At 63.9% G+C, this 19,095-nt stretch carries 16 protein-coding genes; 12 read left to right on the top strand and 4 right to left on the bottom strand.

Features of this window, described 5'->3' with window-relative positions; translation table 11 throughout:
- Positions 1-443: 443 nt before the first annotated feature.
- The 10 genes from GEV39_RS08805 to GEV39_RS08760 all read left to right on the top strand — a co-directional run bounded on the left by GEV39_RS08805 (position 444) and on the right by GEV39_RS08760 (position 12,601).
- Positions 444-2,669, top strand: coding sequence for an NADP-dependent isocitrate dehydrogenase (locus GEV39_RS08805; RefSeq protein WP_173888345.1), 2,226 nt, complete (start codon positions 444-446; stop codon positions 2,667-2,669).
- A 327-nt stretch (positions 2,670-2,996) separates the two neighbouring features.
- Positions 2,997-3,437 (top strand): NUDIX hydrolase, encoded by a 441-nt coding sequence (locus tag GEV39_RS08800; protein ID WP_173888343.1) that lies wholly within the window; start codon positions 2,997-2,999, stop codon positions 3,435-3,437.
- A gap of 59 nt (positions 3,438-3,496) precedes the next feature.
- Positions 3,497-4,621 carry a tRNA 2-thiouridine(34) synthase MnmA gene (gene mnmA / locus GEV39_RS08795; RefSeq protein ID WP_029887826.1) on the top strand — a complete coding sequence of 375 codons (1,125 nt, stop codon included), beginning with the start codon at positions 3,497-3,499 and terminating at the stop codon, positions 4,619-4,621.
- Complete coding sequence (gene hflD / locus GEV39_RS08790) at positions 4,618-5,244, top strand: high frequency lysogenization protein HflD (protein ID WP_144188000.1); 627 nt, start codon at positions 4,618-4,620, stop codon at positions 5,242-5,244. Before mnmA ends, hflD begins: the two co-directional genes overlap by 4 nt.
- A 215-nt stretch (positions 5,245-5,459) precedes the next feature.
- Positions 5,460-6,830: an adenylosuccinate lyase gene (gene purB / locus GEV39_RS08785; RefSeq protein ID WP_154211427.1), complete on the top strand. Its 1,371-nt coding sequence runs from the start codon at positions 5,460-5,462 to the stop codon at positions 6,828-6,830.
- Positions 6,831-6,911: 81 nt separating this feature from the next.
- Entirely contained in the window at positions 6,912-8,078 is a 1,167-nt protein-coding gene (locus tag GEV39_RS08780) for a ribosomal protein uL16 3-hydroxylase (protein WP_173888341.1), read from the top strand.
- Positions 8,071-8,499, top strand: coding sequence for a GNAT family N-acetyltransferase (locus tag GEV39_RS08775; protein ID WP_173888339.1), 429 nt, complete (start codon positions 8,071-8,073; stop codon positions 8,497-8,499). The genes GEV39_RS08780 and GEV39_RS08775 overlap by 8 nt, the downstream gene beginning before the upstream one ends.
- Before the next feature lie 167 nt (positions 8,500-8,666).
- The gene (locus tag GEV39_RS08770) at positions 8,667-10,625 is read left to right on the top strand and encodes a DNA topoisomerase III (RefSeq protein WP_173888337.1); all 1,959 of its coding nucleotides are present in this window, start codon (positions 8,667-8,669) and stop codon (positions 10,623-10,625) included.
- Positions 10,626-10,794: 169 nt separating this feature from the next.
- On the top strand, positions 10,795-11,625 hold the full coding sequence (locus GEV39_RS08765; protein WP_173888335.1) for an alpha/beta fold hydrolase: 831 nt from the start codon (positions 10,795-10,797) through the stop codon (positions 11,623-11,625).
- 196 nt (positions 11,626-11,821) lie between these two features.
- Positions 11,822-12,601, top strand: a complete 780-nt coding sequence (locus GEV39_RS08760) for a TSUP family transporter (protein WP_173888333.1) — start codon at positions 11,822-11,824, stop codon at positions 12,599-12,601.
- On the opposite strand, the gene nudC is transcribed toward GEV39_RS08760, so the two are convergent.
- The gene (gene nudC / locus GEV39_RS08755; RefSeq protein WP_173888331.1) at positions 12,569-13,399 is read right to left on the bottom strand and encodes an NAD(+) diphosphatase; all 831 of its coding nucleotides are present in this window, start codon (positions 13,397-13,399) and stop codon (positions 12,569-12,571) included. The genes GEV39_RS08760 and nudC overlap by 33 nt on opposite strands.
- A gap of 35 nt (positions 13,400-13,434) precedes the next feature.
- Positions 13,435-14,247, bottom strand: coding sequence for a crotonase/enoyl-CoA hydratase family protein (locus tag GEV39_RS08750; protein ID WP_173888329.1), 813 nt, complete (start codon positions 14,245-14,247; stop codon positions 13,435-13,437).
- Positions 14,248-14,388: 141 nt separating this feature from the next.
- On the opposite strand from GEV39_RS08750, the gene GEV39_RS08745 reads away from it, so the two are divergent.
- Positions 14,389-14,934, top strand: coding sequence for a lipocalin family protein (locus tag GEV39_RS08745; protein WP_173888327.1), 546 nt, complete (start codon positions 14,389-14,391; stop codon positions 14,932-14,934).
- Between the two features lie 119 nt (positions 14,935-15,053).
- Entirely contained in the window at positions 15,054-16,013 is a 960-nt protein-coding gene (locus GEV39_RS08740) for a ribonuclease Z (RefSeq protein ID WP_173888325.1), read from the top strand.
- A gap of 221 nt (positions 16,014-16,234) precedes the next feature.
- Here GEV39_RS08740 and GEV39_RS08735 read toward each other — a convergent pair whose 3' ends face one another.
- Positions 16,235-17,518: a Zn-dependent hydrolase gene (locus GEV39_RS08735; protein WP_173888323.1), complete on the bottom strand. Its 1,284-nt coding sequence runs from the start codon at positions 17,516-17,518 to the stop codon at positions 16,235-16,237.
- A 76-nt stretch (positions 17,519-17,594) separates the two neighbouring features.
- The gene (locus GEV39_RS08730) at positions 17,595-19,085 is read right to left on the bottom strand and encodes an NCS1 family nucleobase:cation symporter-1 (protein WP_173888321.1); all 1,491 of its coding nucleotides are present in this window, start codon (positions 19,083-19,085) and stop codon (positions 17,595-17,597) included.
- Between the last annotated feature and the right edge of the window lie 10 nt (positions 19,086-19,095).

Below are 19,095 nucleotides of genomic sequence, written 5' to 3'. Positions count from 1 at the left end.
ACGCGTTGCAATGAGCCTAAACCACATCTGCCGACCTGCAAGCTGTGGGCGTGGGCGCGCCCGTGCAGAACACCCCGCCGGCGCTGCGGCATTACGCCACATTGCCCCTCAGTCTTTGGTCTTATAAATGGGCCGATATCACTTGGCCTTGCTGATTAGGCCAAATGGTTTGATATACTCCGCCGCGACCGTTGGGTCATCGGGGCGAATCCCAGGAAAATGCGGACCGCCCTAGGCCGTGATCGGCCAAAAAGCCGGGCCTTTCCCGCCTGGCTGCCAACGCCTGGGCTGTTACCGCAGTTCAGCACTTGACGCTCGACTGATGCATCCACCATCACCGCTCGCAGCTTCTCGACTTTCCGCTCATGGCTTGCCAGGGCGATGCGCCTTACCCTGCGCACCACGAGACTCGAGCACGCTCAGCACACAGAGAGTTAACCCGCATGCCCACCCGTTCCAAGATCATCTATACCTTCACCGACGAAGCCCCTGCCCTCGCCACCTACTCGCTGCTGCCGATCATCGAAGCGTTCACCGCTTCGGCTGACATCGCTGTCGAAACTCGCGACATCTCCCTGGCTGGCCGTATCCTTGCCGCCTTCCCGGAGCAACTGGGCGCAGAGAAGCAAGTAGGCGATCACCTGGCGGAACTGGGCCAGCTGGCTACCACCCCCGAAGCCAACATCATCAAGCTGCCGAACATCAGCGCCTCGGTACCGCAGCTCAAAGCCGCGATCAAGGAGCTGCAGGCCAAGGGCTACAACATCCCTGACTACGCCGACGAGCCGGCCACCGAGCAAGATAAAGAATCCCGCGCCCGCTACGACCGCATCAAAGGTTCGGCCGTGAACCCGGTCCTGCGTGAAGGCAACTCCGACCGCCGCGCACCGCTGTCGGTCAAGAACTACGCGCGCAAGCACCCGCACAAGATGGGCGCCTGGGCCGCCGACTCCAAGTCGCACGTCGCCCACATGACCCAAGGCGACTTCTACGGCAGCGAAAAGGCTGCACTGATCGAAGCTGACGACAGCGTACGTATCGAACTGGTCGGCAAAGACGGCAGCACCACCGTGCTGAAGGAAAAGACCGCGGTCAAGGCTGCCGAAGTCATCGACTGCGCAACCATGAGCCGCAAGGCCCTGAAGGCCTTCATCGCCGAGCAGATCGCCGATGCCAAGGCCGCCGGCGTGCTGCTGTCGGTACACCTGAAAGCCACCATGATGAAGGTCTCCGACCCGATCATGTTCGGCGTCATCGTCGAAGAGTTCTACAACGACGTGCTGGCCAAGCACGCCGCCGCCCTGGCCGAAGTGGGCTTCAACGCCAACAACGGCATCGGCGACCTGTACGCCCGCATCAAGGACCTGCCAGCTGACAAGCAGGCCGAGATCGAAGCCGATATCCAGGCCCTGTACGCCCAGCGCCCGGCCCTGGCCATGGTCAACTCCGACAAGGGCATCACCAACCTGCACGTACCGAGCGACGTGATCGTCGACGCCTCGATGCCGGCCATGATCCGTGACTCGGGCAAGATGTGGAACACCGCTGGCGAGCTGCAAGACGCCAAGGCAGTGATCCCGGACCGTTGCTACGCCGGCATCTACCAGGCCACCATCGAAGACTGCAAGGCCAACGGCGCCTTCGACCCTACCACCATGGGCAGCGTGCCGAACGTTGGCCTGATGGCGCAGAAAGCCGAAGAGTACGGTTCCCACGACAAGACCTTCCAGGTCAAGGCCGACGGCGTGGTTCGCGTGGTCGACAGCAAGGGCAACGTGGTTCTGGAGCAGAACGTCGAGGCCGGTGACATCTTCCGCATGTGCCAGACCAAGGACGCGCCGATCCAGGACTGGGTCAAGCTGGCCGTCAACCGTGCCCGCCTGAGCAACACCCCAGCGGTGTTCTGGCTGGACCCGGCCCGTGCCCACGACGGCGTGATGATCGAGAAGGTGCAAAAGTACCTGAAGGATCACGACACCACCGGCCTGGACATTCGTGTCATGGCTCCGGTCGACGCCATCAAGTTCTCCCTGGCCCGCATTCGCGAAGGCAAGGACACCATCTCGGTTACCGGTAACGTACTGCGCGACTACCTGACCGACCTGTTCCCGATCATGGAACTGGGCACCAGCGCCAAGATGCTGTCGATCGTGCCGCTGATGAGCGGCGGCGGCCTGTTCGAAACCGGCGCCGGCGGTTCGGCACCCAAGCACGTGCAGCAGCTGGTCGAAGAGAACTTCCTGCGTTGGGACTCGCTGGGTGAATTCCTGGCCCTGGCCGCTTCCCTGGAGCACCTGGGCAACACCTACGACAACCCGCGCGCCAAGGTTCTGGCCAGCACCCTGGACCAGGCAACCGGCAAGTTCCTCGACACCAACAAGTCGCCATCGCGCAAGGTCGGCGGTATCGACAACCGCGGCAGCCACTTCTACCTGACCCTGTACTGGGCCCAGGCCCTGGCTGCACAGAGCGACGACGCCGCCCTGCAGGCACGCTTCGCCCCACTGGCCAAGACCCTGACCGAGAACGAGGAGACCATCGTCGCCGAGCTCAACGCCGTTCAGGGTAAGCCAGCCGACATCGGTGGCTACTACGCCCCGGATGCCGAGCTGACCGCCAAGGTGATGCGCCCAAGCCAGACCCTGAACAGCGCGATCGCCGCCCTGTAAGGCCCGCTTGACGTAACCGCACAAACCCCGGCCACGCACCGGGGTTTGTGCTTTTTCAGCTGCAAGTTTCGAGCTACAAGCTACAAGCTACAAGCCACAAGTCGAAGCGGTACGCGGTTGCTTCAACTTGCTACTTGCTACTTGCTACTTGCTACTTGCTACTTGCTACTTGCTACTTGCTACTTGCTACTTGCTACTTGCTACTTGCTACTTGCTACTTGCTACTTGCTACTTGCTACTTGCTACTTGCTACTTGCTACTTGCTACTTGCTACTTGCTACTTGCTACTTGCTACTTGCTACTTGCTACTTAGGGAGAGCATCGACCGTGTCTTGGCAACCCCACATCACCGTCGCCACCATCGTCGAGCAGGACGGCAAATTCCTGTTCGTCGAAGAATTCAAAGCCAACCGGCACGTCTTCAACCAGCCCGCCGGGCACCTGGAAGCCAACGAGACCCTACCCCAGGCCGCCCTGCGCGAAACCCTGGAAGAAACCGCCTGGGAAGTCGAGCTCACCGGCGTGGTCGGCATCTACCTGTACACCGCGCCTAGCAACGGCGTGACCTACCAGCGCATCTGTTTTGCCGCCCGCCCCGTGCGTCACCATGCCGACCTGGCCCTGGACAGCGACATCGTCCGCGCTGTCTGGCTGACCCGCGAAGAGCTGCTGGCCGACCCCACCCGCTGGCGCAGCGAGCTGGTGCCGCGCTGCCTGGACGACTACCTTGCAGGCCCGCTGCACAGCCTTGAACTGCTGCGCGACTGACGTGGCGCCGCGGCTTTGATAGAATCGGCGTTTTTCCCCCTTGATACACACCGGTACCCATGACCAGCCCAGCACTCAAAGACCCCGCCAAGACCCGCGTCATCGTCGGCATGTCCGGCGGCGTGGACTCTTCCGTCTCCGCCCTTCTGCTCATCGAGCAGGGCTACCAGGTGGAAGGGCTGTTCATGAAGAACTGGGAAGAAGACGACGGCACCGAATACTGCACCGCCCGTGAAGACCTGGCCGACGCCCAGGCCGTGTGCGACCGCATCGGTATCAAGCTGCACACCGCCAACTTCGCCGCCGAGTACTGGGACAACGTGTTCGAGCACTTCCTCGAAGAGTACAAGGCCGGCCGCACGCCCAACCCGGACATCCTCTGCAACCGCGAAATCAAGTTCAAGGCGTTCCTCGACTACGCCCTGTCGCTGGGTGCAGACCTGATTGCCACCGGCCACTATGTACGCCGTCGCGACACCGGCGCCGTTACCGAACTGCTCAAAGGCCTGGATCCGAACAAGGACCAGAGCTACTTCCTGCACGCCGTTGGCGGCAAGGAAATCGCCCGCACGCTGTTCCCGGTGGGCGAACTGGAAAAACCCGAGGTCCGCGCCATCGCCGAAAAACACGGCCTGGCCACCGCCAAGAAAAAGGACTCCACCGGCATCTGCTTTATTGGTGAACGCCGCTTCAGCGACTTCCTCAAGCAGTACCTGCCCGCCCAGCCAGGCAACATCGAAACCACCGAAGGCGAGGTGATCGGCCGCCACCATGGCCTGATGTACCACACCATCGGCCAGCGCCAGGGCCTGGGTATCGGCGGCCTGAAGGACGCCGGTGACGAGCCCTGGTACGTGCTGCACAAAGACCTGACCCGCAACGTGCTGGTGGTCGGCCAGGGCAACGAACACCCCTGGTTGTTCTCCCGCGCCCTGCTCGCGTCGGAAATCTTCTGGGTCAACCCGGTGGACCTGAGCAGCCCGCGCCAGCTCACCGCCAAGGTACGCTACCGGCAGAGCGACCAGCGCTGCACCCTGGCGCTGACCGACGGCGGCTACCGCGCCGTGTTCGACGAGCCCCAGCGCGCCGTGACGCCGGGCCAGTCGGTGGTGTTCTATGATGGCGAGGTGTGCCTGGGTGGCGGCGTGATCGAGGCGGCCGAGCCGTGGAGCCCGCGGGCATGAGCACACTGCGCGAGCAATTAATTGCCCTGGGCGGCGTATTCCAGGCAGCCGTGCTGGTTGACCGCATCGCCCGCACAGGCCAGGCCAGCGAGGCCAACATCGGCTGCATGCTGGGCAGCTTGCTGGTACGCGACCCCAAAGACACCCTGGAAGTGTTCGGCGGCGACGACCTGAACCTGCGCGATGGCTATCGCGCGCTGGTCGGCGCCCTGGAGCGCGACCCCAGCAGCCTGCAGCGCGAGCCCCTACGCTACGCCTTGTCTATGCTGGGCCTCGAGCGCCAGCTGAACAAGCGTGGCGACCTGCTCGACACCATCGGCAACCGCCTGCCACAAATCCAGTCGCAGGCCGATCACTTCGGCCTGGTTCACGAAAATGTCATCGCTTCCAGCGGAGCCTTGTACCAGGACACCCTGAGCACCCTGCGCCAGCGCATCCAGGTACACGGCGACATGCGCTTCCTGCAGCAGGCCAGCAACGCCTCGAAAATCCGCGCCCTGCTGCTCGCCGGCATCCGCGCCGCGCGCCTGTGGCGCCAGCTGGGCGGGCACCGCTGGCAGCTGGTGTTCAGCCGGCGCAAACTGCTGAACGAGCTGTACGACATGATGCGCAGCCCCAACTGACGGGCTGGGCAGCCCCTTGTGGGAGCGGGCATGCCCGCGAAGCAGGCGACGCGGTGTATGGCACCGGCTACGCCGGTGTTCGCGGGCATGCCCGCTCCCACAGGGCCCCCGACCAGATCCGAATTGGGCCGACCTTTGGTCAGCCATCCGACCCAGGCGCATTTTTCATGTATGATATGCGCCCTTCCAAAAGCCTGACTGTCCGAGAACACCCCATGCAGCTTTCTTCGCTCACTGCGGTTTCCCCTGTAGACGGCCGTTACGCCGGCAAAACCCAGGCCTTGCGCCCCATCTTCAGCGAATTCGGCCTGATCCGTTTCCGCGCCCTGGTCGAAGTGCGCTGGTTGCAGCGCCTGGCCGCCCACCCGCAAATCGGCGAAGTGCCGGCGTTCTCCGCCGAGGCCAACGCCCTGCTGGACACCCTGGCCAGCGATTTCAAGCTTGAGCACGCCGAGCGCGTCAAGGAAATCGAGCGAACCACCAACCACGACGTCAAGGCGATCGAATACCTGCTCAAGGAGCAGGCCGCCCAGCTGCCTGAGCTGGCCAAGGTCAGCGAGTTCATTCACTTCGCCTGCACCAGCGAGGACATCAACAACTTGTCCCACGCCCTGATGCTGCGCGCTGGCCGTGACGACGTGCTGCTGCCGCTGATGCGCCAGATCGCCGAGGCCATTCGTACCCTGGCCCACGCTCACGCCGACGTGCCGATGCTGTCGCGCACCCACGGCCAGCCGGCTTCGCCGACCACCCTGGGCAAGGAACTGGCCAACGTCGTGTACCGCCTGGAGCGCCAGATCGCCCAGGTTGCCGCCGTACCGCTGCTGGGCAAGATCAACGGCGCCGTGGGCAACTACAACGCCCACCTGTCGGCCTACTCGCAGATCGACTGGGAAGCCAACGCCCGTGCCTTCATCGAAGACGAGCTGGGCCTGCAGTTCAACCCGTACACCACCCAGATCGAGCCGCACGACTACATCGCCGAACTGTTCGACGCCATCGCCCGCTTCAACACCATCCTGATCGACTTCGACCGTGACGTATGGGGTTACATTTCGCTGGGCTACTTCAAGCAGAAGACCGTCGCCGGCGAAATCGGCTCGTCGACCATGCCGCACAAGGTCAACCCGATCGACTTCGAAAACTCCGAAGGCAACCTGGGCATCGCCAACGCCCTGTTCCAGCACCTGGCCAGCAAACTGCCGATCTCGCGCTGGCAGCGTGACCTGACCGACTCCACCGTGCTGCGCAACCTGGGTGTGGGTTTCGCCCACAGCGTCATTGCCTACGAAGCCAGCCTGAAAGGCATCGGCAAGCTGGAAGTGAACGAAGCCCGCATCGCCGCCGACCTGGACGCCTGCTGGGAAGTGCTGGCCGAACCGATCCAGACCGTGATGCGCCGCTTCAACATCGAAAACCCCTACGAAAAGCTCAAAGAGCTGACCCGTGGCAAGGGCATCACCCCACAAGCGCTGCTGACCTTCATCGACGGCCTGGACATGCCAGCCGAAGCCAAGGCCGAGCTCAAGCTGCTGACCCCTGCTACCTACATCGGTAACGCGGCAGCCCAGGCCAAACGCGTCTAAGCGGACCGCCGCGTATAACGCCCGGCCTGGCCGGGCGTTTTTATTCCCGTACAAAAATTACGTTTTTTCAATAGGTTGAACATGAATCCTGATACTCCACTGCAGCTGCTCGGCGGCATCTCGGCCCGCGAATTCATGCGCGACTACTGGCAGAAAAAGCCGCTGCTGGTGCGCCAGGCCTTCCCGGACTTCATTAGCCCGATCGACCCCGACGAGCTGGCTGGCCTGGCCCTGGAAGAAGAAGTCGAGTCGCGTATCGTGCTGGAGCATGGCGCCCACCCGTGGGAACTGCGCCGTGGCCCGTTCACCGAAGACACCTTCGCCGAGCTGCCGGAAAAAGACTGGACGCTGCTGGTACAGGCCGTCGACCAGTTCGTTCCGGAAGTCGCCGAGCTGCTGGAGAACTTCCGCTTCCTGCCCAGCTGGCGCATCGACGACGTGATGATCAGCTTCGCTGCCCCTGGTGGCAGCGTTGGCCCGCACTTCGACAACTACGACGTGTTCCTGTTGCAGGGCCACGGCCAGCGCAACTGGAAGGTCGGCCAGATGTGCAGCAGCGACAGCGCGCTGCTGGAGCATGCCGACCTGCGTATCCTGGCCGAGTTCGAGCAGGGCGAAGAATGGACCCTGGAGCCAGGTGACATGCTGTACCTGCCACCACGCCTGGCCCACTACGGCGTTGCCGTGGACGAGTGCCTGACCTACTCGGTTGGCTTCCGTGCCCCTAGCGCCGCCGAAGTACTTACCCACTTCACCGACTTCCTCGGCCAGTTCCTGCCCGACGAAGAACGCTACAGCGACGCCGACGCCGAGCCTGCCAGCGACCCGCACCAGATCCAGCATGACGCCCTCGACCGCCTCAAGGCACTGCTCGACAAGCACATGAACGACAAGGACCTGCTGCTGACCTGGTTTGGCCAGTTCATGACAGAACCGCGCTACCCGGAACAGATCGTCGGTGAAGAGCTCAGCGAAGAGGAACTGATCGATGCGCTGGAACAAGGCGCCATCCTGATCCGCAACCCGAGCGCCCGCCTGGCCTGGTCGGAATTCGAAGACGACCTGCTGCTGTTCGCCAGCGGCCGCAGCTGCCCACTGCCTGGCAAGCTGCGCGAGCTGCTGAAACTGGTGTGCGCGGCCGACGCCCTGCACATCGACAACCTCAGCGAATGGCTGCAGGATGAAGATGGCCTTATGCTGGTACAGCAGCTGGTGAAACAAGGAAGCCTGGGATTCGCCAATGAATAAGATCCGTGTGCGCCTCGCCGACTGGCACAAGGACAACGCCGACATCCGCCGTATCCGTGAAGCGGTGTTCATCGCCGAACAGCACGTGCCGCCGGAGCTGGAATGGGACTCGGACGATCCGACCGCCGTGCACTTCCTGGCCCTGGAAGGCGACTATCCGATCGGCACCGCCCGCCTGCTGCCCGATGGCACCATCGGCCGGGTCTCGGTATTGAAGGACTGGCGCGGGCTGAAGGTGGGTGACGCACTGATGAATGCGGTGATTGTCGAAGCGCAGAACCGTGACCTGAAGCAGCAGATGCTCAGCGCCCAGGTACACGCCACGCCGTTCTACGAGCGGCTGGGCTTTCGCGTAGTCAGCGAAGAGTTCCTCGAAGCCGGCATTCCGCACGTTGACATGGTGCGCGACTCGCGCCCCTGACCCATAGCCTTTACCGGCCTCTTCGCGGGTAACCCGCGAAGAGGCCGGCGCAGGCCGGTGACATGCTCACTCACAAAAAGCTGTACATCCATCCAGATAAAACTTGCCTCCGCGCCCCTGCTTGCGCATCCTAGTGCTCATCATTCCCCGATGAAGCGTTCCCGGCCATGCGCCTGTTCCTCTGCGAAAAACCCTCCCAGGCAAAAGACATCGCCAAAGTGCTCGGCGCCACCCGCAAGGGCGACGGCTGCTGGCAAGGCACCGACGTCTGCGTAACCTGGTGCATCGGCCACCTGCTGGAAACCGCCCCGCCCGACAGCTACGACGAACGCTACAAGCGCTGGAACCTGGCCGACCTGCCGATCATCCCTGACAAGTGGAAGATGCTGGTCAAACCCAAGACCGCCAGCCAGTTCAAGGCAGTCAAGCGCCTGCTGGGCGAAGCGCGGGAACTGGTGATCGCCACCGACGCCGATCGTGAAGGCGAAATGATCGCCCGCGAACTGGTCGAACATTGTCGCTACCGTGGCCCGGTGCAGCGCCTGTGGCTGTCGGCGCTGGACGACGCCTCCATCCGCAAGGCCTTGGCGCGCCTGCTGCCCGGCCACGAAACCTTCAACCTGTACCACTCGGCGCTGGGCCGTTCCCGCGCCGACTGGCTGATCGGCATGAACATGAGCCGGCTGTTCACCCTGCTGGGCCGGCAATCCGGCTACCAGGGCGTGCTGCCAGTGGGCCGGGTGCAAACGCCCACCCTGCGCCTGGTGGTTGACCGCGACCGCAGCATCGCGAACTTCGTGCCGGTGCCGTTCTGGGCTATCGACGTGCAGTTGGAACACGCCGGCCAGGGTTTCAACGCGCAATGGCGGGCGCCGGAAGACGCCTGTGACGACCAGGGGCGCTGCCTGAACCAGGCACTGGCGCAACGAGCGGCTGCCGATATCGGCCAGGCCGCCACTGCAAGGGCCATGAAGGTGGCCACCGAGCGCGTGCGCGAAGCAGCACCATTGCCCTTCGACCTCGGTACCCTGCAAGAGCTGTGCTCGAAAAAATTCGGCCTCGGCGCCCAGGAAACCCTCGACATCGCCCAGGCGCTGTACGAAACCCATAAGCTGATCACCTACCCGCGCAGCGACTGTGGCTATCTGCCGCAAAGCCAGCACGCCGAGGCAGCAGCCATCCTCGCCGCCCTGCAACGGGCCGATGCCAGCCTGGCGCCCCTGCAGCCCTACCTTGAGCCGCAACGCCGCTCGCGGGCCTGGAACGACGCCAAGGTCAGTGCCCACCACGGCATCATCCCCACTGCCGCTGCCAGCGACCCGGCGCGCCTGCCAGCCAAGTACAAGGCGGTGTACACCCTGATCCGCGCCCGCTACCTGGCGCAGTTCCTGCCCAACCACGAGTATGACCGCACCCAGGCCGACTTCGACTGCGCGGGCCATGCCCTGCGCGCGGTGGGCAAGCAGATCGTCGAACCGGGCTGGCGCCGCGCGCTACCCGAGGCGCTGACCCCAACCAAGGGCCGTGAGGCACCACCCGCCCAGGTACTGCCAGTGCTGCGCGAAGGCCAGGACTGCGACGTGCAGGGCCTGCAGCTGAAAGACCTATGGACCCAGCCGCCCAAGCCGTTTACCGAAGGCGACCTGATCAAGGCGATGAAGAACGTGGCCAAGCTGGTCGACGACCCACGGCTGAAACAGAAGCTCAAGGAAACCACCGGTATCGGCACCGAAGCCACCCGCGCCAGCATTATCCAAGGCCTGCTCGATCGCGGTTATCTGGTGAAGAACGGCAAGGCACTGTCGGCCACGCCTGCCGCGTTCAGCCTGATCGACGCCGTACCGCGCGCCATCGCTGACCCAGGCACCACGGCCATCTGGGAGCAGGCGCTGGACATGGTGCAGAGCGGCGAGATGAGCCTGGAAGACTTCGTCGCCCGGCAGTCGGCATGGATGGGCAAGCTGGTGGAGCGTTGCCAGGGTATGCGCATGACCATCAGCGGGCCCGCAGTCGGGGCGGCACCCCCTTGGAAGAAGAAGCGCCGGGGTAGCGGGAGAAGCAAAGCGGCCGGGGGCAAAGCAGCGGCGGGCAAACCAAGGCAGCCGCGGAAAAAAGCGGCAACCTGAATGTTTGCAGTGCCAGTACCGGCCTCTTCGCGGCTAAAGCCGCTCCCACCTGCGGGAGCTGGCTTGCCGGCGATGAGCCCCGCACAGGCAGCACAACTTCCCGCTACTCGCCAAAATCTCTCCTAACCTCAATAGCTCCCATCGGTTCCTGCGCACAGGAGACACGAACATGAGCTATGTAACCACGAAGGACGGCGTACAAATCTTCTACAAAGACTGGGGCCCGCGCGATGCGCCCGTCATTCACTTCCACCACGGCTGGCCGCTGAGCGCCGACGACTGGGACGCACAGATGCTGTTCTTCCTCGCCCAGGGTTACCGCGTGGTAGCCCACGACCGCCGTGGCCATGGGCGCTCCAGCCAGGTATGGGACGACCACGACATGGACCACTACGCCGACGATGTGGCGGCCGTGGTCACCCACCTGGGCACCCAGGGTGCCGTGCATGTCGGCCACTCGACCGGCGGCGGCGAAGTGGTGCGCTACATGGCGCGTCACCCTGAAGGCAAGGTGACCAAGGCCGTGCTGATAGCTGCCGTACCACCGCTGATGGTGCAAACCCCAACCAACCCGGGCGGCCTGCCCAAGTCAGTGTTCGACGGCTTCCAGGCCCAGGTGGCCAGCAACCGTGCGCAGTTCTACCGGGATGTGCCGGCGGGGCCGTTCTATGGCTACAACCGCCCCGGTGTTGAAGCCAGTGAAGGCATTATCAACAATTGGTGGCGCCAGGGCATGATCGGCAGCGCCAAAGCTCATTACGACGGTATCGTGGCCTTTTCCCAGACCGACTTTACCGAGGATTTGAAAGGCATCCAGCAGCCCGTACTGGTAATGCACGGCGATGATGACCAGATCGTGCCGTATGAAAACGCCGGGCCGCTGTCGGCAAAGCTGTTACCCAATGGCACGCTGAAGACCTACAAGGGCTACCCGCATGGCATGCCGACTACCCATGCCGATGTGATCAATGCGGATTTGCTGGCGTTCATCCGCAGCTGATGTGATCGCCAGTAGCGGCCCTATCGCGGGTGAACCCGCGATAGGGCCGCTACTGGCGACACAGTTATCTTCTCTGCAGGGTTGGTTTGAAACAAGTACGCGGCCTGAAACACTGACAGCCTTAGGGACGAGGGATTACCATGCTCGTTTATCTGTCCTTTTGCCGCACCCCCGGCCCTTCAGCTTGAAGCCTCCCATGCCCTTCGAACTCACCGTAGAACCCCTCACCCTGCTGATCCTGGCCCTGGTCGCCTTCGTCGCCGGTTTCATCGATGCCATCGCCGGCGGGGGCGGCCTACTCACCACCCCAGCACTGCTCACTGCCGGCATGCCGCCGCACCTGGTGCTGGGCACCAACAAGCTCAGCTCCACCTTCGGCTCGGCCACGGCCGGCTTTACCTACTACAAGCGCAAGCTGTTCCACCCCGCGCAGTGGCGCCCGGCGCTGTTCGCCACGCTGGTGGGCGCGTTGATCGGGGCGATCGTGGCCCATTACATGCCAGCCGAATGGCTGAACAAGATGCTGCCGGTCATCGTCTTCGCCTGTGGCGTGTACCTACTGTTCGGCGGCACGCCCAAGGCGCCGCTGGACGCCGATGCCCCGATCAGGAAGAAATGGCAGATGCCCCAAGGCTTCACCTTGGGCTTCTACGATGGCGTGGCCGGCCCGGGCACCGGGGCGTTCTGGACGGTCAGCACCCTGCTGCTGTACCCCATCGATCTGGTTCGCGCCAGCGGCGTGGCGCGCAGCATGAACTTCGTCAGCAACATCGCGGCGCTGACGGTGTTCATCATTTCCGGGCAGGTCGACTATATCGTCGGCCTGTGCATGGGCCTGTCGGTGATGGTCGGTGCCTTCTTTGGCGCACGCACGGCGATCAGCGGCGGCAGCAAGTTCATCCGCCCGGTGTTCATCACCGTGGTGCTGGCGTTGACCGTGCGCCTAGCGTGGCAGCACTGGTTCGGGCAGGCCTAAGCGGCGAGCGACATAGAGGTCAATCAGGTAGCGCGCAATAGAGCGCCCAGCCGGCAGCGGCGGCAAGTCGTGGACGCTGAACCACTGGGCGTCCTCGATCTCGTCCGGCTGCATGACGATCTCGCCACCCGCGTATTCAGCATGGAAGCCCAACATCATCGAGTGCGGGAACGGCCAGCACTGGCTGCCAACGTACTGGATGTTCTGCACCTCCACCGCCACTTCTTCACGCACTTCGCGCACCAGGCAGTCCTCGGCCGACTCGCCCGGCTCGGCAAAGCCTGCCAGGGTGCTGTACACCCCCGTGACGAAGCGCGGCGAGCGTGCCAACAGGATTTCGTCGCCACGGGTCACCAGCACGATCATGCTCGGCGAAATGCGCGGGTAGCTGCGTAGATCGCACGGCTGGCAGTACATCGCACGCTCCCAGCGGATTTGAGTCATCGCCTGGCCGCAGCTGCCGCAGAAACGGTGCTCGCGAGCCCAGGTGCCGATCTGCGCGGCATAACCCAGAACCTTGTAGGTGTCGAAGTCACCCTCCAGCATGAACGCGCGCAGGCCGCGCCAGTTGCAACCGGGCACGTCGCTGGCAGCGCGCAGTTCCAGCAGGAATACAGGCTCGCCGTCGAAGTGGCCAATGCCGTGTTCGCACAGCACATCCAGGCCCTGGCGCTTGAGCCAGTCACGAGGGAACAGCGCGCCGTTGGCGTCGTGCAGAAACCCTTCCGGGCTGCGCGCCACGGCCAGCCCGCCAGTGATCTGTGGGTCGAGTACTGCGGTAGTCCAGCGTGCTGACATCTCGGGTTTCCTTTACTGCGCGTGCGCCGGCCCGGTCAGTCGGCGAACGTCGGTTTCTGTTTGCTCATGTGCGCGGCCACGGCCACGCGCAGGTCTTCGGACTGCAGCATCGCGGCGTTCCACGTGGCGATGTAGTCCAGGCCATCGTCGATGCGGTGGTCGCGCATGTAGCTGAGCATTTCCTTGGTGCCCGCCACCGCGATCGGCGATTTTGCAGCAATCTGGCGGGCGATGGCAAAAACCCCGTCCAGCAGCGCGGCGTGGTCACCATAGACCCGGTTCACCAGGCCAATGCGCAGCGCCTCGTCAGCGGCGACATTACGCCCGGTGAACGCCAGCTCACGCATCATGCCGTCGCCGATGATATGTGGCAAACGTTGCAGCGTGCCGACGTCGGCGGCCATGCCCATGTCGATTTCCTTGATCGAGAATTGCGCGTCACTGCTGCAGTAGCGCATGTCGCAAGCCGAGATCAGGTCGATGGCGCCACCGATGCAATAGCCCTGCACCGCCGCCAGCACCGGTTTACGGCAGCTGTCCACGGCGGTGAACGAGGCTTGCAGCCGCTGTATGGTCTTGCGCAGGAACCGCGCATTGCGGCCCACGTCCTTGCCCATCTCCCCGGCCAGCGAGGCCAGCATCATCAGGTCGATACCGGCCGAGAAGTGCTTGCCGGCACCGCTGATGACCACCGCACGCACGGCGTCTGTGTCGTCGACCCACTGGAAGATATCGACGATCTCTTCCCAGAAGGCCGCGTTCATCGCGTTGACCTTTTCCGGGCGGTTGATCTGAACGTGGGCGATGCTATCGGTCAGCTCGACCTTGAATGCGGTGTATTCGGTCACGAACGGAACTCCTAGGGTTGGATGGTTCACCATCGTGGATGGTAACCCAGCTGGACCAGACAATGGTTTGCGCATACAACTTTTGCCCCGCCGCGGGATCGAACCCCAGGTAAGCCCTCATCCGTTTCAAGGAGATCAACCATGGCGCTACGCACCACGCTGCTGCTTTCCTGCATGACCCTTGCCTTGCTCGGCTGCGCCGGCAACGACCACCCTGCACCGCCGCGCACCCAACAGGTGGACCTGCAGCGCTACCAGGGCACCTGGTACGAACTGGCGCGGCTGCCGATGTTCTTCCAGCGTAATTGCGTACAGTCCGAGGCTCATTATGGGCTACGCGCCGATGGCCGTATCGACGTGACCAACCGCTGCAAGGAAAAGGATGGTGAGGTGAACGAAGCCAAAGGCATCGCTGAAGCCCAGCAGCCGGGTAGTACCGACAAATTGTGGGTGCGCTTCGACAACTGGTTCAGCCGCCTGGCCCCTGGCCTGACCAAGGGCGAGTACTGGGTGCTGTACCACGACAAGGATTACCGCGTGGCGCTGGTCGGCCACCCCAACCGTGAGTACCTGTGGCTGCTTTCGCGCACCCCTGCGGTCACCGACCAGCAGCGCGAACAGTTGCTGAACATTGCCCGCGAGCAAGGCTACGACACCAGCAAGCTGATCTGGCGGCAGGCTGACTAACCGACAATCGACGGTCTGCGGCAACCCGGCTAAGGTGTGCGGCGTTGTTCGTCTCGAAGGAACGAGGCCCTGCGTATTGCGCGAGTTTGCGCGACTGGACTGGCCCAAGGAGCCGCAACATGGACCTGCTGTTTCTCGGTACCTCCGCCGGGGTGCCCACCAAAGCCCGCAACGTCAGCGCCACCGCCGTAGTCGAAGCCAGTGGTAGCCACTGGTACCTGGTCGACTGCGGCGAGGGCACCCAGCACCGACTGTTGCACACGCCGCTGTCGGTTCGCGACCTGCAGGCGGTTTTCATTACCCACGTTCATGGTGACCATTGCTTCGGCCTGCCCGGGCTGCTCGCCAGTGCTGGCATGAGTGGCCGTAGCCAACCGCTGGATATTGTCTTGCCTGCCGCGCTGCACGGCTGGCTCCGCCAAGGCCTGGCCGCCAGTGATACCTTCCTGCCGTTCGAGCTGCGCCTGCTGGCCGTGGAAGATTGGCAGGGCTGGCGCAACCAGACCCTGCAGGTGACAGCGGTGCGCTTGTCGCACCGGGTACCGAGCGTAGGTTTCGTGTTTACCGAACTCAACCCCGCCCCCCGCCTGGACATCCTGCGCCTGGAGGCTGAGGGCATACCGCGTGGCCCGATGTGGGGCGAGCTGGCCAAGGGGCGTACCGTGCAATTCGGCGAGCAGCTGTTGCATGGCAATGAATACCTGCGTGGCTCGCGCCCGCCCCGGCGGGTTATCGTGTGTGGTGACAATGACAACCCGCAATTGCTCGCCGACGCCGCCCGAGGCGCCGATGTGCTGGTGCATGAGGCAACCTTCACGCAGGCGGTGGTGGAGCGGACCGGGGTCACCTTTGGCCACAGCACCGCGGCGGCGGTGGCGCGCTTTGCCGAGGCGGCAGGCGTGCGCAACCTGGTGCTGACGCACTTCAGTGCCCGCTATCAGAGCGACCCAAGGCGCAGCCCGAGCATCAACGACGTGCGTGATGAGGCGCTGGCTCACTACCGCGGCCGGCTGGTGCTGGCCCGGGACCTGCAGCGCTATCACATTGGCCGTGACGGCTACCTGGAACCAGCCCTGTAGGAGATAACACAGCACTACGGACTGCGCTGTCGCGCAGAGAACTGAATTCGTAAGCGCGACGCGGCCTGTGTGGGAGCGGGCGCGCCCGCGAAGAATCCAGCGCGGTGGCTGGCACCGGCTAAGCCGGTGTTCGCGGGTGAACCCGCTCCTACAAACGGACGGAGTGGCTCCGCCGATCTATGGCCAAACACGACCAGTGAAGGAGCCGCCCTTACCCCTGATCAGGCTGCCAGGCGGCCGCTGGCAATGGCCTGCGAAGCAGCCAGCATCGCCCGCAACAACACCGCACACCCCGCCGCCAGGTCACCGGGTGCGGCGTTTTCAATCTCGTTGTGGCTGATGCCGTTCTCGCACGGAACGAAAATCATCCCCGCCGGCCCCAGCTCGGCGAGAAAGATCGCGTCATGCCCTGCCCCGCTGACGATGTCCATGTGCGGCAACCCCAGTGCCTTGGCCGAATCGCGCACGGCATCGACACAGCCCTTGTCAAAGTACAATGCCGGGAAGTCCGCCGTGGGCACCAGTTCGTGGCTCAGGCCATGCTTGGCACAGGTGGCCTCGATGACCTCTCGCACCTCGGCGATCATCGCATCCAGTTGTTCGCCCTCAAGGTGGCGGAAGTCCAGGGTCATGCGCACTTCGCCCGGGATTACGTTGCGTGAGCCCGGGTAGGCCTGCAAGCAACCCACCGTGCCGCAGGCATGCGGCTGGTGGCCGAGGGCTGTGCGGTTGACCGCTTCGACCACCGCGGCGGCACCCACCAGGGCATCCTTGCGCAGGTGCATGGGGGTGGGGCCGGCATGGGCTTCGACACCGCGCAGGGTCAGGTCGAACCACTTCTGGCCAAGGGCACCAAGGACCACCCCAATGGTCTTGGCCTGGTCCTCGAGTATCGGCCCTTGCTCGATATGCGCTTCGAAATATGCCCCCACCGGGTGCCCGAGCACCGCACGTGGGCCGGCGTAGCCGATGGCATTCAACGCCTCGCCCACACTGGTGCCCTGGGCATCGCGCTTGGCCAGGGTTTCTTCCAGGGTGAACTTGCCGGCGAACACACCCGACCCCATCATGCAGGGGGCAAAGCGCGAACCTTCTTCGTTGGTCCACACCACCACCTCCAGCGGTGCTTCGGTTTCCACGCCCAGGTCGTTGAGGGTACGGAGCACTTCCAGCCCGGCCATCACGCCGAAACAGCCGTCGAACTTGCCGCCAGTGGGCTGGGTATCGATATGGCTGCCGGTCATCACCGGTGGCAGCTTGGGGTTACGCCCAGGGCGACGGGCGAAGATATTGCCCACGGCATCGACGCTGACCGTGCAACCGGCCGCCTCACACCACTGCACGAACAAATCACGGGCCTGGCGGTCGAGGTCGGTCAGGGCCAGGCGGCAGACACCACCCTTGGGCGTGGCGCCGAGGCGGGCCAGGTCCATCAGCGATTGCCAGAGGCGGGCACTGTCGATGTGGTGGGCGGTGGTCTTGAGAATGTCTTGGAAAGGGGTCACGGGTTTCTCCTTCAGGCTTTTTTGTTGTCTGTTCGGGCCTCTTCGCGGGCACGCCCGCGAAGAAGCAGACACGGTCTCAGGGCAAGGGCTTGACCAGCCGCGCCGGGCTGCGCGCCGCCAAGCCGGCGAACACGTAGTACAACGCCGCCCCCAGCAGTGAGCCGGTGAACCAGCCATAGTCGTAGAACCAGCTGAAGCTGCTGTTGCCGATCGCCAGCACCGTCAACCCCACGGGCAGCACGAAGGCGGCGAAGCCGGCCCAGTTCCACGCCGGGTACACGTCGTCGCGGTACAGCCCGGCCAGGTCCAGCTTTTGCCGGCGGATCAGGAAGTAATCCACCACCATGATCCCGGCTATCGGCCCGAGCAGGCTGGAGTAGCCCAGCAACCAATTGGAGTACACGCTTTCCAGGCTCAGGTCGGACACGATCCAGCCCAGTTTCTTCAGCAACTCGTGGCCCATCAGCGCCAGGCCGATGAAGCCGGTCAGCCACACCGCACGGCTACGCCCGATCAGGCGCGGGGCAATGTTCTGGAAGTCGTTGGTCGGCGACACGATGTTCGCCGCAGTGTTGGTCGACAGCGTGGCGATCACGATCAGCGCCATGGCCAGGGCGACCCAGAACGGGCTGTGGATCTTGCCGATCAGGCTGACCGGGTCGGACACCGTTTCGCCCACCAGCGACGCCGAGGCCGCAGTCAGCACCACACCCAAGGCCGCGAACAGGAACATGGTCAGCGGCAGGCCAAAGATCTGCCCGAGGATCTGGTCCTTCTGGCTGCGGGCATAACGGCTGAAATCGGGGATGTTCAGCGACAGCGTGGCCCAGAAGCCGACCATGGCCGTGAGCCCAGCGCAGAAGTAGCTGACCACGCTGGCGCCTTCAGGGCGTTTGGGCGGTTGCGCCAGCAGTTCGGTCATCGACATGTGTGGCAAGGCCCACACCAGCAGGCCCAGCCCAACGGCCACCAGCAGCGGCGCCGAAAGCGTTTCCAGCCACTTGATCGACTCGGCGCCGCGCAGTACCACCCACAGGTTCAGGCACCAGAAGATCATGAACCCGATCACCTCGCCGACACCGCCCAAGGCCTTCCACCCGTCAAACACCGAACCCAGGAACAGGTGGATAGCCAGCCCGCCGAACAGGGTCTGGATGCCGAACCAGCCACAGGCCACCACGGCGCGAATCAAGCACGGTACGTTGGAGCCCAGAATGCCGAACGACGAGCGCAGCAGCACCGGAAACGGGATGCCGTACTTGGTGCCGGGAAACGCGTTGAGGGTCAGCGGGATCAGCACGATGAGGTTGGCCAGCAGAATCGCCAGCAACGCCTCGCCGACGCTGAGGCCAAAGTAGGCTGTGAGCACGCCGCCGAGGGTGTAGGTTGGCACGCAGATGGACATGCCTACCCACAGGGCAGTGATATGCCATTTGTTCCAGGTGCGCTGGTGCACCTTGGTCGGGGCGATGTCGTGGTTGTAGCGCGGGCTGTCGAGAACATCACTGCCCTCGGCCAGCTCGAACAGGCCATCCTGCTCGACCACTTGCGATCTGCTCTGTTGCATGGGCCTTTCT

This window comes from Pseudomonas sp. NY5710 (assembly GCF_013305665.1).
Lineage (GTDB): Bacteria > Pseudomonadota > Gammaproteobacteria > Pseudomonadales > Pseudomonadaceae > Aquipseudomonas > Aquipseudomonas juntendi.
This window is presented reverse-complemented; position numbering and strand designations above follow the sequence as displayed.